The 15,579-nt window shown below is 70.4% G+C and carries 12 protein-coding genes; 2 read left to right on the top strand and 10 right to left on the bottom strand.

Translation table 11 applies throughout. From position 1 onward, the window contains the following. Positions 1–71: 71 nt before the first annotated feature. A complete protein-coding gene (locus ACH4TP_RS07730) occupies positions 72–1,223 on the bottom strand; it encodes a PP2C family protein-serine/threonine phosphatase (protein WP_398436377.1) in 1,152 nt (383 codons plus the stop codon). Between the two features lie 186 nt (positions 1,224–1,409). Here ACH4TP_RS07730 and ACH4TP_RS07725 point away from each other — a divergent pair, with 186 nt between their 5' ends. After that, on the top strand, positions 1,410–2,210 hold the full coding sequence (locus ACH4TP_RS07725; protein WP_398436375.1) for a hypothetical protein: 801 nt from the start codon (positions 1,410–1,412) through the stop codon (positions 2,208–2,210). Here ACH4TP_RS07725 and ACH4TP_RS07720 read toward each other — a convergent pair. The 8 genes from ACH4TP_RS07720 to ACH4TP_RS07685 all read right to left on the bottom strand — a co-directional run bounded on the left by ACH4TP_RS07720 (position 2,197) and on the right by ACH4TP_RS07685 (position 14,420). Then, on the bottom strand, positions 2,197–3,381 hold the full coding sequence (locus tag ACH4TP_RS07720) for a hypothetical protein (RefSeq protein ID WP_398436374.1): 1,185 nt from the start codon (positions 3,379–3,381) through the stop codon (positions 2,197–2,199). The two genes, ACH4TP_RS07725 and ACH4TP_RS07720, sit on opposite strands and share 14 nt — an antisense overlap. Positions 3,382–3,421: 40 nt before the next feature. Then, entirely contained in the window at positions 3,422–5,470 is a 2,049-nt protein-coding gene (locus tag ACH4TP_RS07715) for a hypothetical protein (RefSeq protein ID WP_398436372.1), read from the bottom strand. Positions 5,471–5,596: 126 nt separating this feature from the next. Beyond that, the gene (locus ACH4TP_RS07710) at positions 5,597–7,618 is read right to left on the bottom strand and encodes a hypothetical protein (protein WP_389237203.1); all 2,022 of its coding nucleotides are present in this window, start codon (positions 7,616–7,618) and stop codon (positions 5,597–5,599) included. Positions 7,619–7,810: 192 nt separating this feature from the next. Beyond that, the gene (locus ACH4TP_RS07705) at positions 7,811–8,674 is read right to left on the bottom strand and encodes a nuclease (protein WP_389237201.1); all 864 of its coding nucleotides are present in this window, start codon (positions 8,672–8,674) and stop codon (positions 7,811–7,813) included. Between the two features lie 375 nt (positions 8,675–9,049). Beyond that, entirely contained in the window at positions 9,050–9,355 is a 306-nt protein-coding gene (locus tag ACH4TP_RS07700) for a hypothetical protein (protein ID WP_389237199.1), read from the bottom strand. Between the two features lie 51 nt (positions 9,356–9,406). Next, the gene (locus ACH4TP_RS07695; protein ID WP_398179428.1) at positions 9,407–9,733 is read right to left on the bottom strand and encodes a hypothetical protein; all 327 of its coding nucleotides are present in this window, start codon (positions 9,731–9,733) and stop codon (positions 9,407–9,409) included. 169 nt (positions 9,734–9,902) lie between these two features. Beyond that, positions 9,903–14,063 carry a trypsin-like peptidase domain-containing protein gene (locus tag ACH4TP_RS07690; RefSeq protein ID WP_398436370.1) on the bottom strand — a complete coding sequence of 1,387 codons (4,161 nt, stop codon included), beginning with the start codon at positions 14,061–14,063 and terminating at the stop codon, positions 9,903–9,905. Between the two features lie 6 nt (positions 14,064–14,069). Beyond that, positions 14,070–14,420 (bottom strand): CU044_2847 family protein, encoded by a 351-nt coding sequence (locus ACH4TP_RS07685; RefSeq protein ID WP_398436368.1) that lies wholly within the window; start codon positions 14,418–14,420, stop codon positions 14,070–14,072. Between the two features lie 112 nt (positions 14,421–14,532). On the opposite strand from ACH4TP_RS07685, the gene ACH4TP_RS07680 reads away from it, so the two are divergent. After that, complete coding sequence (locus tag ACH4TP_RS07680) at positions 14,533–14,856, top strand: hypothetical protein (protein WP_398436366.1); 324 nt, start codon at positions 14,533–14,535, stop codon at positions 14,854–14,856. Positions 14,857–14,881: 25 nt separating this feature from the next. Here ACH4TP_RS07680 and ACH4TP_RS07675 read toward each other — a convergent pair whose 3' ends face one another. Continuing rightward, a complete protein-coding gene (locus ACH4TP_RS07675; RefSeq protein WP_398436365.1) occupies positions 14,882–15,559 on the bottom strand; it encodes an ArsR/SmtB family transcription factor in 678 nt (225 codons plus the stop codon). Positions 15,560–15,579: the final 20 nt, after the last annotated feature.

Raw genomic sequence — 15,579 nt, 5'->3', positions numbered from 1 at the left:
TACGGAGGCAGTTCGGCGGCGGATACGGACGGCCGCCCCGCCCCGTGTTCACCCGCGCCGGTGCGGCCTCCTCATGCCTTCGGCGGGGCGGTCGGCTGGGGGGCGGACGCCAGGCGGCGGATCGCGACGACGGCCGCGTCGTCGTTGAGGTGTGCGTCGACGTGGGCCAGCAGGTCGTCCTGGAGACGGCGCAGGAACTCGTCGGGGTCCTCCGCGGCCCACTGCGGCGCGCGTTCGGTGAACGGGTAGAAGCGTCCGGCGGCGTCGCGCGCCTCGATGACGCCGTCGGTGTAGAGGAGCAGCAGATCGCCGACCTCGAAGGGGAAGGTCTGGACGGCGTAGTCGGAGATGCCGAAAGCCCCGCCGAACCCGATGGGGAGGTGGCTGGCCTCGGCCACGAGCGGGATGAGCCGGTTTCCCCGGAGGACGAGCGGCGGCGGATGACCGCAGCTGATGAGGTGGACGACCGGATCGTGGTCGGGGATGTCGAGCAGCACGGCGGTGGCGAAGTCCTCGACGGTGTCCTGCTCCGTCTGCGGCCGCCACTGGCTGGTGTCCCAGCGGAACGCGGCGTCCAGGTGGACGGCGAGGCGGGGGAGGGTGGCCTGCCGGTGGGCGGCGGCCCGGAAGGCGCCGAGCAGCAGGGCGGTGTTGCTGATGGCGCCCAGGCCGCTGCCGCGCACGTCGCCGATGAGGAGCCGGGTGCTGTGGTGGGCGGTGCGGGCGGCCGCGTACAGGTCCCCGCCCAGCTCGGCCTCCTGCTCGGCGGGGACGTACAGGCCGGCGATCCGCAGCGGGCCGGCGTGTGTCGGCAGCGGCCGCAGCAGCACTCTCTGGGCCGCCTCGGCCACCGACCGCACCTGGTGCAGCTGCCGTTCGTGCCGCCCCCGCACCACGCAGACGGCGACACAGACGGCCGAGACGACGATCAGGGCGGCGATCTGGGCCTGGATGTTGGTGGTGCCCGCGACCCCTCTGAGTACGCCGATCAGCACCTGGGCCGCTACCGCGAGAGCCCCTATCGCCGCGGTCGTGCGGGCCCCGGCGAACGCCACCGTGATCGCGGGCGCCGCCACGAGCAGGGGACCGAGGTGGACGTGCGGCGGGGCCAGCACATCCACCACGCACACGGTGACGATCAGCGCGATCGGGATCACGAGAAGCGCGGGCGCGTGTCCCGGCCGCCAGGAACCCCGGGCGTCCAACCATGTTCGAAGGTCCATGGACCAAGCCTTCCATCCGCTTCCGCGAGGTGGGGACGCGCCGCTCCGGGGAGACCGGTGTCCGGGCGCACGGGACGCCTCCTCCGGCAGCGACCCAGGAGGGGTGCGGATAAGCTGAAACAAAAGGTGTGTTCAGGGGCATTGCTCGTGCCTGCCTTGAGCCCTCTGATCCGAGGGAGGACCGCTATGGACCCGTTGCCGGTCGAGATCAAGGTCAACGTCGAGGGTGACGTGTCGGCCGCGCTGTTGGCCCTCGGCGGGACGCACGGCGCGGTGACGACTCGTCGCGTCTGGTTCGCCGAGGACCGGGACGGAGTCGCGGAGGGTCGGGTTCCGCTGCTGGACGGCGGTGTGATCGTGCGGTTCAGAACCGGATCGCAGCCGGACGACCTGACCGTCAAACTGCGTCCCTGCACCCGGGAGCAACTGGTCGGCCGGTTCTCGGAACCCTTCGAGGCGGACTCGTCCACGTACAAGATCGAGGAGGACCGGTCGGGTGACCGCCGTGTGCTCGCCGCCTCCTTGACGCGCGCGCACCCGGCGGGGGCGCTCGCGGACGCCGTGCTGCCCGAAGCGGATCCGGCTGTGCGGTTCGACGCGGTGCAGGAGCGGTTCCTGCGTGCTTGCGCCCCCGCAGTCCCGTTCGACGGTCTGGTCGCGCTGGGGCCCGTCCTGTCGACGAAGGCCGACAAGGTCCAGCTCGATGATCTGGACGTGACCCTGGAGGTGTGGTCGGTCGCGGGCATGGAGTTCCTGGAAGCGTCGATCCGGGTGAAGCCCAAGGACAAGGACGACGCCGAGGAGTTCGAAGCGAGGGCGGAGCGCAAACAGCGAGAGCTGGAGGAGGCGGTGAGGGAACGCGGGGTGGTGCTCTCCGAGAACTCCGAGAACAAGACCCGGCGTGTCCTCACCGCGTTGGCGGGCGGCTTCGGTCATCGGGCCGGCGGCAACGGTGCGAGCGCCGGTCGACAGCTCAGATGGCAATGACGGTGAGGTATTCCCCGAGACCGGCGCGTGCCGCCGCGGCCAGCTCCTCCAGGTCGCCTTCGATCGTCTGCTCGACGGAGACGACACCACGGAGCGGCACGACCTCGTGCAGCTCGCCGCCGCCGACGGGCTCTCCCTTGAGCGTCACGCGGGCCGCGCCGAAGACCTCGCTCCACCACGCCGGGGCAGGGGGGTCCTTCCGCCCGTTGTCCTGAGGGGCCGTGTCGGTCGAGGCCGCGATGTCGAAGAGCTTGTCCTTGACCATGACGAACACGGCCTTCCGGACGGCGTCGGTGTCGCCGAGCCAGGTGCGGAGGGCCGGGTCCAGGGGGGTGTCGCCGGTTTCGGCCCGCGTGATCCGGACGGCTCCGGAGTCGACTCCCGACCGGTACGCGGTGGCCGCGGTCTCGCCGGCGGGCCAGGGTTCACCGGGTGACGACGCCGCCGCAAACACCTCGTGAAGCTTGTCCGGGGCGACGCGCAGGTCCGCGGTGAAGGTCTCCGCCCCGGTGTCGAACTGTTCGGTGAGGACGTTGCGGATGGTGAACGGAGGCGCGGCGGCGTCCCGCAGCCTCGTCACGACCGCTTCGGCCGCGGCCGGGCTGAAGGACACCAGGAAGGAACTGAGGGCCTGTGTGCCGATGCCGCCGCCGGGGCCGCCCTGGACGCTCAGGAACAACGGGCCCGGGCCGGCGGGCGGCTGCTCGACCACGCAGGACACGGTGTTGCCCGTGAGCGGCAGCATGGTCAGTTCGGGCTCGGGAGCCCCGTTCCGGTGGGGGAAGAGGGACGCGATCCGCGCGGGCGGGTCGGGATGGTCATGGGTCGCGAGTGTCCGGGTCATGCGGGTCAGGACGTCGCCGGGCAGGGCGGCGGTGCAGGTGAACTTGCAGGAACCGCCGAGGTACTGGGGATGGGGGCCGGCGGGGGCCCGGACCATGACGGTGGCCGAGAAGGCGAGGTCGGTCGTGCCGGGCCGGGGGGCGAGGGTCACGCGGGGCGGCTGGAAGTAGTAGCGGGTGGGAGAGCCGTCCGCCGCGAGATCGGCGTTGCGCACGTCGGGCCAGACGCGGACGTCGACGGCCGGCCGCCCCTCCCCGCCGCTGTCGACACGGATCACGAGCGCGTCCGGGCCGTAGACCGGCCCGGTCGGGAGAACGCTGCCTGGCATCGCGGATGCCCCTGTCGGTCGAGGGTGGACTCACCTGTCGTCAGTGAAGGGTCGACGAGGTCACGGTGAGGATGGGGTCGTCGATGAAGTCGTGCGCGAGGGAGACGGTCCGGACGCCCGATGACGTCGTCACGGTCAGCAGGACCGTGCTGTCCAGACCGGTGACGGCGGAGTCCACCGGCAGCGAGACGTGCACGAAGTCGACGGTGTGCGAGGGCGTCAGGGTCAGCGAGGGCACCGGGTCGTCCGGGTTGAACGCGAGCGTGATCTGCGCCGTGATGGAACTGACGCCCTCCGCCGCGAAGTTCAGTCCGGCGGCGTTGACGGTGAGCGGGTGCTGCACCTCCTGCACGGTCTGGGTGTGGAACGCGAGGAACTTCAGCATGGCGGCCTTCGGCAGGGGCTCGGCCACGTGGAGGCCGCGTGTCACCTCGACCGTCGTGCCGGCTCCGACTCCCTGGAGGGTGGTCGTCTGACCGGCGGCCAGCACCGCACCGCCGAGGGGGACGATCGGCTCCGGACCCTGGCCGTCCCGGACGTCGGCGCACCTCAGCAGCTCGAGGTCGAGAGGCCCCTGGTTGACGGCTGTCGCCGTGGGCGGGTGCCCGGCCCGAGCGGTGGCCGTCAGTTCGTCGGCGTGCGCGGTGTGGCGCAGGCTCAGCAGCAGCGAGGTGCGCACAGGCGGGTCGAAGATGTCGTCGAGCCGGACCACGATGCTGCCGAAGAGCGGTGCGGGGTCGGGTGCGGCGAGTTGCTGCAGGAACAGGTTGACGATGGTGGCGGCGGGCGTCGGCCGGTCGTCGGTGATGTCGACGCCCACGGTGATGGTGGTGCCCTCGCCGGCGCCGAAGGACGCCTTCCCCGTGGGGAAGCCGTCCAGGGTGGAAGCGGCCCGGGTGTCGAGCCCGCCGGGCAGGGCGACGCGCAGGGTGCGTCCGACGGCCTCGGGTATGCCGGAGATGTCCGCCCGCAGGCGGGCGAGGTCGATCGGGTCGGCCATGGGGCCGACGGTGAAGGTGAAGTGGAACCGGCAGCCGCTGATGGAGGCGGGCGACTCGTCGACGATGGAGTCGCAGGAGGCGAGGGCGCCGCGCTTGGTGACGAGGATGCCGTAGGCGGCCGGGACGGCGATCACCGTGCCGGTGACCTGGCCGAAGAGGACGCGGCGGAGCGACGGGTACTTCGTCGTGAGGTCGCCGATCGTGGTGAGTTCGCGGAACTCCGAGCGCTCCTTGGCGGGGTGGTCGAGGTCGTCGCCGTCGATGATGGGCCGGGTCATCCCCTCGGCGCTGATCGTGAACCGGCTGCGGTAGGTGTCGGTCTTGTACGTGAGGCCGAGTGCGAGGTCGCGGTGGAAACGCGCGGTCGAGGGGAAGAAGACGTAGGAGCCGAAGCGGTCGAGGAGCGACGGTTCGAGGGGGGCGCCGGCGGTCAGCCCGCCGTCGCCGAAGACCTCGAACTGGAAGCCCTCGAAGATGGGGCCGTGGACGGGGAAACCGACGTCGGGCTCGGTCACGAGGGTCGTCTGGTAGCCGGAATAGGTCGCGTCGAACGCCAGCCCCAGTCTGCCGCTCCGGGTGAGGTGGATGTAGACGGCCTTGACCAGCGAACCGGTCAGCTCGAAGCTGGCGGTCAGGGCGGCCTCGTCGAAGGAGGAGACGCTACCCGCCACCCGCCTGTCGAAGGAGGTTCCGTCGTCCCGTGTGACGGGCACGACCAGGGAGACGCCGGGGTCCAGGTCCGGCACCTGGGACAGGTCGGCCTCGGCGGTGGGGGAGTCGAGATGTTCCGGCATCACCGGGAGAAGGGTGACGGTGAGGGTGGCCCGGTTGACCGGTCCGCCGTCCTCGTCGGAGACCTCTCCCTCTTTCTGGACGACGTCGAAGGCGAAGTTCGGGTCTTCGTCGAGCAGGACGAACTCGGGGAGGTACCAGCTCCCTTCGACGGTGGGGCCCAGCGAGTCCGCCACCATGTCGCTTTCCAGGCGGGGCATCGACGGTACGTCCGGGGGGAGTTCGGCGGTCCTCGACTCGTTGACCACCGAGTCGATGTGATCGCCGGTCCGTGCCACCAACCAGGTCTGCGGCACCGCGACAAGGAATTCGTCAAACGCTTGTTCCAGTAGATCCATGGTGACTCTCCGGCGGGTGTCGACGGCCCCGTCCAGGGCGGATCGTCCGTGATCCGCCCTGGCGCGACCTTCCGAGTCCGACGGTCATACGTGGACGCCGCGGGCCGCGGCGACGTACCGGTTGATGGTGTCCCTCATCTCGGCGGGCGCCGCCGGCAGCGGCGTGGACAGCTGGGAGACGACCGTGAGACGCCCTTCCGGCACGCCGATCCGGACCGGCTGCGGGGACGAGTAGACAACCGGCTCGTCGGTGAAGTCGGGGCCGTCCACCTCGACGGTCACGGTGTAGCTGAACTCGGTCTCCTTGATGTACTTGTCGGAGAAGACCTCCCACACCGCGTCGTTCGCGGTGGCCGCGGTGACCATGATGGGCGGGAAGGTGTCCTCGCCGATGGTCGGCTTGATCTGGACGATGACGTTGGGCGGGAGCTGTCGCGAGAGCACGAAGTGGACGTAGACGTACCCGACCGCGCTGGCGGTCAGGACCGGTGCGTGGTCGGTGGTCAGCTCCTCCATCTCGGCCACCGCCGGGTCGTTGGGGGCGATCTTGGGCGAGAGGTTGACCCGGGGGTCGTGCCCGTCGAAGATCAGCTTCCGCCGCAGCTTGACCTGGTCCGACGGCCAGCCGTCGACCGGGTTGTCTAGGCGCAGGAACGAGATGTTGACGAAGTCCTTGGCGGTCTGCGCGTCCCAGACCGCGGGCCGGTCGGGACCGTTCGGCTGGGACTCGCCGGGGACGTAGTGCTGGCCGCTCGTACGCATGGTCAGGTTGACCTGCCCGTTCTCGGTCGGCCGCGAGAAGTCGGGGTATCCGGCCTCCAGTTGGACCGCGAGGAGCGGATCGGCCGGCGCGTTGCCGCTCGGCTTGCGGAAGATGACCCGGCTGAATCCGGCGACCTGCACCTTCTTGAAGAACTCGCCGATGTCGATGACGAACAGGTACTTGTTGAGGTTGGCCCGGACCGCGGGCAGCAGGTCGTTGAGGTCGCCGCTGACGTTCTGGGTGATGGCGACGGTCTCGTCGAGGACCAGCTGCTGGTTGAGGCGGACGCTCCGCCGTTCGTGCGTGGACTTGAGGGACACGGCCGAACCGCCGAACAGCTCACTGACCCACCCGCGCTCGGTGGTGGCCTTGGTGTCGGTCTTCGACGGGTCGAAGTCGAAGATCTCCTGCTTGACCAGGTCGACCGCCGTCTTCTTCATGAGGTCGAGGTTGTCCATCACCCATTTCTTGGTGCCCTCGTCGAGCACCGCGTTGTTCTGGGTCATGTGCGTGGTGATGGCGCCGCTGGTCACGCAGTTCTGATACGCGAACTCCGCGTTGATCGAGTTGATCCTGAACAGACCGCCGGCCGACACCGCGGCCGAGAACGAGTCGTACACCTTGTCCACGTCGACGTTCACGTCGATCGTCACGCCGTTGATGTAGAAGGTCTCCTGGAGGGCGTTGGAGACCATGAACGGGGGAGAGGCGCCCGCCTTCAGGGCGCTCGCGATCTCGCCCGCGGCGGGCAGGTTGCAGGTGACCAGGAACGAGCAGATGCCCTGCGCCTCGATGCTGCCCTTCCCGCTGTACTGGGCGGTCATGCGGATGAGGCCGCCCGACAGCGAGGGATCCTGCACCGCGCAGACCACGGTGCTGTTCGTGATCGGGACGATGCCGAGCGACGGCTCGGGGTCGCCGTTCTGGAAGTTGAAGAAGGGGGCGAGCCGCTGGGGGGTGTTGTGCTCCCGCTGCTTCAGCTTCTCGACGGCGCCCGTGATCACGCTGGGCGGGATCGCGAACGTCGTGGAGAACGAGCAGAAGCCGCCTCCGAGTTCGGTGCCCGCCAGGTCGGACGGGCTGATGTGCGTCTCCTCCGACAAGAGGCCCTTGAACAGGGTCATCTCGAAATCGAAGTCCCCCGGCGAGTCGTGCTTGCGCGCGAGGAAGACCTGCGCGGGCTGGAAGTAGTACTGGGTGGGCAGGCCCGCCGCACGCAGCTCCGGGTTGTGCGCGTCCGGATAGACCTGCACCTGGAACGGTTTGCCGGTGTCGTCATTGACGGTGACGACGACGAAGTCCGGGCCGAACAACGGCCCGACTCCCGACACGAAGTCAGCCATGAGGGGAACTCCCTGCTGGAGGATCCAGCCGATCTGCTGGAAGTGACACCCGGTTCGGCCCGGCGCACACGACTGACGGCCGCCGCTACGGGGCCGGCGGTCGGGGCCGGACGGCGGGTGCGCTTGCATCTGTAGGGGGAAGGGACGAGAACTTCGGCTCCGTCCCGGCGGGGACGTACCCGTCGCGGCGATTCAGGCTTCCTCGAAGACGAGGTCCTCGGGCGGATGCGTCATCCGCACGGTGTGGTCGTCGGTGACCTCGACGATGTGGTGCAGACCGGCCCGCCGCTCGCCCGTGGACAGAATGGAGTAGCGGTCCTGGACACCGGCCAGGAAGGCGGGGAAGCAGGTCAGCGACATGGTGTCGAGGTGGAGGTAGTCCATCAGACGACGGAAGAGCTTGGGCAGGATCACCACGTCGTCGGTGAGCGAGGCGATTCCGGTGACCTTCGCTCCGGTCGTGGTCACGTCGCTCGGATACAGGCCCCGGCCGGCCTGTCGTGCCTCGGCGGCCGCGGCGGCCAACTCCGTGCGCAGGCTGGTGAACAGGCTGCGGTAGAAGGTCGGGTAGGCCAGCCCCTCGGCGAGCAGCTGGTGGTTGACCGTGGTCCGCAGCACGGCGACGTCCACGTCGATGTCCAGGCCGCTGGTGCCGGGCGGAGTGCCGCTCCCGGCCAGGGCCACGCAACGGCCGTGGACATCGGCACCGCGGGTGAGGATGAAGCCGGGGACCGTCTCCGGGGTGGTGGCGGTCACGGTCTCGTCCGAGCCCCGTTGCACGTCGGTGAAGCCGAGCCGGCTCAGGAGTTGGTCGCGCGCCGCATGCGCGAACTGAAGGGGCTGATGGTCACGGTTGGGGCCGTAGTGCGTTTCGAGCGCGTCGATCGCGTCGAGACGCAGCGTGGCGCGCCCCAGGGCGTTGTGCTCGACGGCACGCCCGCCGCCACCGCCGACGAGATTCCACTGGGTGGGGTCGTCGGCCGTGAAGTGAACCGTGTCCCCGTCCGGTTGCGATTCCTTGACTTCGTAGAAGCCCTTGATGAGCAGCATGGGCATGGTGGCTCCTCCGTACGGGGAGGTCCTCGCGGCGCGTTCGCTGCACGTCGTCGCGGAGATTCAGAGGTGACTGACGAGAGGAAGGGGACTGAGGGGCGAGATCCGTGCTGCCGCGTCGGTGGCGATTGAACCCACCCTCGTCGGGGTAGTAGTCCACTCGACGGACTGGTCGACGCGGCGCACCGGCCTCGCGAGGTGTGGCACAGAACGTAGCCGGGTGAGTCACTGTCCCCGTGCACACCCTGTGACTCGTCCGGCGTCATGTGACGCTCGGTAACGAGTCTCGCGCGCATACAGTTTGGTGTTAACACCAGCATATCCGGGTCATGCCACACCGCAGCCCGGGGAGTTCCCCGGGCGAAGTTACGGGTGGGTTCAGAGGCGGTCCACGCAGTCGGTGAAGGAAAGGATCAGCAGGGTCCAGGAGGCGCCGCCGAGCAGCCCCACGAAAGCGGCGGCCGCGACCGGGCCGAGCAGTTTCTCGAGGATCTTGATGATCACACCTGCCGCGATGCCGGCGAGCGCCAGCACGAGAGAGCGGTCCGAGTCGCGCAGGTTGCGGTTCCACTCGACGACCCGGCGGATGGCGTCGGCGCCCAGGGCGCGCAGATCGTCGATGATCGAGTCGACCGTGGTCTCCACCCGTGCCCCGTAGCACTCGGCGAATTCTTCGATGGCCATGTCTCTCCTCCGTTTCTTCCGTTTCCTCGGTCGACCGGTTCGGCGGGGTTCCTAGACCTGGGCCTGAACCTGGTCGAGCGTTTCGCGCGTCGCCTGAAGCAGCTCGGTCAGACGCATGTTGGGGGTACGGTCGTAGGCGGCGAGGATCGAGGAGATCTCGGGCGCGACGTTCACCGTCGGGTCGGCGAGGACCGAGCAGACGGTGAATTCGAGCGAGCTCTCGTCGAACCCTTCGCGCACGAACTCGTCGAGTTGGCTCAGGTAGCCGTTGATGTTGTCCAACGCTCCGCCGATGACATCGGGGGCGGGTACGTCGGCAGCGTCCATTTGAATGCCGCGGTTGGAGAGCGCGGCGGCGAAGTCCTCGGCGAAGGCCATGGGGTTCTCCCGAGTCGTCAGCAATGGTGACGGAGGGCCGAACGGTCCCTTCACAGTCCATTCTGGCGCTGGGAGGAGCCTTTGGCGCGGTGTACCGACCCGTGAGGACACCACGCCGTCCCTCGTGATCGCCCGGAGGGAGCGGGTGCTCGAAGGGCGCTCGTGCCGGTCAGTTCGTGGGGCACACGGGGCCGACCGACTGGTCCGGCAGGTACGTCGAGCGTTCTTCCGGGGTGAGGTCGCGGTTCACGGTGGAGCAGATCCGTTCGACCGCTTCGGCGGGCCGGGGAAAGTCCGCGTTCCACAGCCGTACGGTCATGTCGAAGCCGCCACTGGCTGCGGTGTGCCCGTCAGGAGCGAACGCGACTGAGAGCACGTCAGCGGTGTGCCCCGACAGGAACGCCCGGGACGCGCCGGTCCGCGTGTCCCACATCATCACGTTCCAATCCGCGCTTCCCGTGGCGAGGGTGCGGCCGTCAGGGCTGAACGCCACCGCGTACACGGCGTCGGAGTGCCCGATCAGGGTGGTGCGCGTGGCGCCGGTGGCCACGTTCCACAGCCGAGCGGTCTGGTCGGCGCTGCCGGTGGCGAGAGTGCGTCCGTCGGGGCTGAACGCCACGGACAGGACCTGGTCGGAGTGGCCGGACAAGGTCTTGTCCACCTTGCGGGCGGCCACGTCCCACAGGCGTGTCATCCCGTCGGCGCTGCCAGCGGCCAGAGTGCGTCCGTCGGGGCTGAACGCCACCGCATACACCCGGTCCGACCGCGCGAACAGAGTGGTGCGGGTCGTGTGGGTACTCACGTCCCACAGCCGTACCGTTCCGTCGGCGCTGCCGCTGGCGAGGGTGCGTCCGTCAGGACTGAAGGCCACCGAATACACCATGTTCGTGTGCCCGGTCAGCTTGGCGCGGGCGGTGCCGGTGGCCACGTCCCACAGGCGTATGGTCTGGTCGGTACTGCCGGTGGCGAGGGTGCGTCCGTCGGGGCTGAACGCCACCGACTGCACGTCGGCGATGTGTCCGGTCAAGGTGGCGCGAGGGGTACCGGTGGCGAGGTCCCACAGTCGCGCGCTGCGGTCGCCGCTGCCGGTGGCGAGGGTGCGTCCGTCCGGGCTGAACGCCACCGCGGACACCCCGCCGGCGTGTCCGGCCAGGACGGTGCGCGTCGCCCCGGGCCCCACGTCCCACAGCCGTACCGTCTTGTCGCGGCTGCCGGTGGCGAGGGTGCGTCCGTCAGGACTGAAGGCCACCGAATACACGATGTTGGAGTGACCGACCAGGGCCATCAGCGTCGCACCGGTGGCGAGGTCCCACAGCCGCGCGCTGTGGTCGGCGCTGCCGGTGGCGAGAGTGCGGCCGTCGGGGCTGAACGCCACCGAGAGAACCGAGTCTTCGTGCCCGCTCAGCGTGGCGCGGAGGGTGCCCGCAGGCACGTTCCACAGCTGCACCGCGTTGGCGTTGCCGGTGGCGAGGGTGTGCCCGTCGGGGCTGAACGCCACCGAGTACACCGGGCCTTGGTACCCGGCCAAAGTGGTGCGGGCGGTGCCGGTGGCCGCGTCCCACAGCCGCACGGTGTTGTCCCAGCTGCCGGTGGCGAGGGTGTGCCCGTCGGGGCTGAACGCCACCGAATACACCTGGTCGTTGTGTCCGTTCAGGATCGCGCGGGTCCTTCCGGTGGCGGTGTCCCAGAGCCGTGCGCTGTGGTCGGTGCTGCCGGTCGCGAGGGTGCGTCCGTCGGGGCTGAACGCCACGGAGGTCACGTTGTAGGTGTGCCCGTTCAGGATCGCGCGGATTTCTCCGGTGACGGTGTCCCAGAGCCGCGCGTTGTGATCGGCGCCGCCGGTGGCGAGGGTGCGTCCGTCGGGGCTGAAGGCCACCGAGGACACCGTGTCGGAGTGGCCGTTCAGGACGCGTCGGCTCTTGCCCGTGGCCACGTCCCACAGCCGCACGGTGCCGTCGGAACTGGCGCTGGCCACGGTGCGGCCGTCAGGGCTGAACTTAACGGAGCTCACCGAGAGGGCGTGACCGGCCAGGTGCCGATGCGCGGGGAGGCTCGCGGCGGACTCCAGGCTTTCGAGAGCGTCGGGCGTGGGGCTGGTGCGGTACGCCTGGACGGCCAGCAGCGAGGCGAGCTCAGGATTCGAGGTCATCATCCCGTTGGCCTGGGCGGCGAGTTGCCGGGAGAGCGCGGCCTGTCGTGCGGAGACGGCCGAGCGCCACTGCCACACGGCCCCGCCCGCGGCGGCGAGCGCGAGGACGAGGAAGCAGGCGAGGAGGGCGTTGAGACGTCTGCTGCGCCTGATCGCCGCCTGCTGTCGGTCCTTGCTGGCGGTGAGGAAGGCCGCGATGTCGCCCGGCAGGTGACGTCTCTGCGACCAGTCGAGGCCCTCCGCGAGGGCCGTTCCCCCGAGGAGGTCTCCCGGGTCGGCCTTCTCGGCCCAGCGGTCGCGCCGTTCCCGGGTGTGGTCGAGCCATTCCTGGAAGCGGTGGTCCTGGTCGACCCACTCGCGCAGGGTGCTCCAGTCGCGGATGAGCGCGTCATGGATCAGTTCGGCCACCGGTTGTCCGGGCGGCGCGTCGGGGTGCCGGCGGTCGTGCCGTGTGCGGGTCGTGATGATGCGATGGCGGGTGAGGGCGGCCAGAACCTCGTCGATGTCCTGGTCACCCCCGGGTGCTCCGTCGGGATCGGCGGCCAGGTCGCGTAGTTCCGCGAGAGGGAGCTGCGCCCGGATCGCCGGCACCTGGTGCCGGGGGTCCGCGGGACGTACGAGGGAGGTCAGGATGCGCCGGGCGATGGGCAGTTGGTCGGGACGCAACTGGTTCAGGGCGGTGTCGCACCACGTGGTCAGGCTTCCGGGGACCGCCCCGATGCGCTGGTAGGCGTCGTGGGTGAGGTATCCGTCGTGACGCCGCTCCCACAGCTGGCTGAGCGTCAGCTCCAGCAGGGGGAGCAGCGTCACGGGCGCCTGGAGGGCCGTGGCCCCTTCGGGCGTGGCGGCCAGGACGTCACTGACGATCTGCTCGGGCAGCCCCGGCTGGAAGTGGATCCCGACGTCCTGGGCGGGCAGGGTGATGATGTCCTTCAGGTCCGGCCGGCTCAGCGTTCGCGGGACGTTGAGGATCCCCGGCATGGCGGCCTGCAACAGCCGGGGGGCCAGGGCGGCCAGCTGCGGGTAGAAGTCGTCGCGCATGATCAGGACGACGTCGAGCTCGGAGCGGTCGGAGATCGCCTCCGTGATCTGGTCCGCGATCGCCGACCGACGGTCCTCCCCGTCGCCGCCCGGCTGGGTGAGGAACTCCTCGAACTGGTCGATGACCAGCACGATGCGGTGGTACGCGGGCTCGGCCGTCAGTCTTCGGGTCACGGCGGCGGCGAGTCCGGCGGAGGCGGCCCCGGGCAGTCCCGCGCGTTCGAGTTCGGCCGGAAGGTCCCGCATCGGCCGGGCCAGAAGGGGCAGCCACCGGTCGCTGTCCGGCAGTTCACCCGCGGCCAGCGCGGGCAGGACACCAGCCTGGACCAGGGACGATTTGCCCGAGCCGGACGGCCCGAGCAGCAGGGTGAGCCGCTGCCGCCGAGCGAGGTTCGCCAGTACGTGGCGCACCGCGTCCTGCCTGCCCTCGAACCAGCGGGCCTGCTCCACCGTGAACGGTTCCAGTCCTCGATAGGGGCAGGTCTCCCGCTCGGCCAGGTCCGGCCACACCTCCCGCAGGACCTGCGCGGGCGTGGCGTACGCGATGCCCTGCCCCCTCTCGTACGCGTCGGGAGCGGTGATCTCGGTGATCATGCCGATCACCAGACCGGTCACCTCATCGAGCACCGGCCCCCCGCTGAAACCCGTGGTGAGGTCGTTGGCCGCCGTGAGCTGCAGATGCGCGCCCCTGCTCCCGGTGGCCGGCAGCAGATCACCCGCCACGCCGTAGCCGAAGTGCCCCTCCAGCGGGGCCTGGACCGGGAAGCCGAAGGAGCTCACCGGATGGCCCCGGCGGCCTGCCGCGGAGCCCAACGGCAGCGGCGGTGGAGCCGGGGGTGTGCGCGGCAGCCTGACGACGGCCACGTCCTCGCCCGCGGGGGCACGCCACGGCGCTTCCAGGACGTGCCCGTCCATCCGGGGCGCGCCCTCCGCATGAGGGAACGCCAGCCGCACCTGGCCGCCGGGCCCGCTTCCCGCGGCCTCGACGACGTGCGCACACGTGACCAGGATGTCCTCGGCCACGAGGAAGCCCGACCCCGCCACCGTCCCGTCCGGCCCCAGGAGCTGGGCCACGGCGGGCGGCAGCCCCGGCATTCCCTTGCCGCCCGCTCCCGGAGCCGGGGCGTCGGAACCTGTCACCACGGATCACCCCGCTCTATCGGACACGGTGCGAGGACGGTCGGAACCGCTTGCCTTCCACGCCACGGTCACCGTCAGATGGCAGCCGGCACCGGTCTTGGTGATCACCGCCCCGGCCGCGACCGAGAGGTCGATGCCGAACTGGACGGTGATGTCGTCGGGGCGGGCCTTGCGCAGTTGGTCGAGGGCCACGCGTGCCGCCGCCGTCACCGGCCCGAGCGCCTCCTGCAGCGTTTCCGGCAGGTCATGGATGGAGTCACCGATGCGGCCGGCCTTCACCGGTCCCTCCGCCGCGGTCGGAGCCTCGACCAGGACGTAGCCCCCGCCCTCCAGCGGAATCCGGGCAAGAGACGCCACGACTCCTCCTCCGCCTGCCGTACACGGAGACAGACGCGGTCACGCCCGCTCCCGGGTCCCGGCCAGCCTCGCAGCACCGACGGCCCACCGCACGACGGAGTGGGCCTTACGCGTGAGCCTTCCTCCGCGCGGTCGCAGGACGACCGGAGCCGCTCGGCGGGGGCGACGGGCACGAGAGTGCGGGCCGACGGGGAAGACGCCCGGCCGGCGCTTCACCGGCGACTACCTGCTGGCCGTCACCACCCTGAAGTCGTTCGCCCGCACCGTCGCCCGCTTCCTCACCCGCTACGGCGCCTTCCGCGCGCCGACCCTCGCCCAACCACCGCTTCCCCTGGGCGAGATGACCTCCACCGAGGAGGCCGCGCTGTTCCGACTGGCCGGCCGGCTCGAACGCGCCCGCCCCTGGTCCTCACGGGTACCGGACACCGTCCCGTAGGGGAAAGGCCGCCGGGGGGCGTCGTTCACGCCGTCGCCCCTGCGCGCACGGGAAGGCCGGCCAGGCGCCACTCGAGCATGCCGTCGTCGAGCCGGATCGCCCGTCGGCCGTGGCCGGTGAGCAGGCGTACGGCGTCGTGGGCCAGCGCGCAGTACTCGCCGCGGCAGTAGACGACCACCTCGGTCTCCTCGGGCAGCTCGCCGATCCGGTCGGCCAGTTCGGCGACCGGAATGCTGAGCGCCCCGGGAATGTGTCCCGCGAGGTACTCCTCCGGCGGCCGGACGTCGAGCACGACCACGTCGCCGGCCTCGACCCGCGCCAGCAGTTCCTCGTGGGTGACCTCGGCGGCGCCGTCCTCGCCGAGGTAGGCGTCGCGGGCGGCGGGGACGGCGGCCTGGTGGCGGTCGGCGACCTTGCGCAGCAGCGCGAAGAGCCGGGCGACGTCGTCGCCGGCGAGCCGGTAGTGGATCCGTACGCCTTCCCGGCGGGTGGCGACGAAACCGGCCTGCTTGAGGGTCTGCAGATGCGCCGAGGCGGTGGTCAGGTTCAGCCCGGCGGCCTTCGCCAGCGCGTCCACGGTGCGCTCGCCCTGCGCGAGCAGATCGAGCAGCTCCAGGCGCTTGCCACTGGCCAGCGCCTTGCCGCTGGCGGCGAACGCGTCGTAGAGGGCGGCCTTCGCGCCGCTGGTGGTGGCATCCCGCATTGCATCCTCCAAATATCTAT

The sequence above is a fragment of the Streptomyces sp. NPDC021012 genome, assembly GCF_044333355.1.
Lineage (GTDB): Bacteria > Actinomycetota > Actinomycetes > Streptomycetales > Streptomycetaceae > Streptomyces.
Note: the sequence above shows the minus strand (reverse complement) of the source record. Positions and strands in the feature narration are given on the sequence as shown.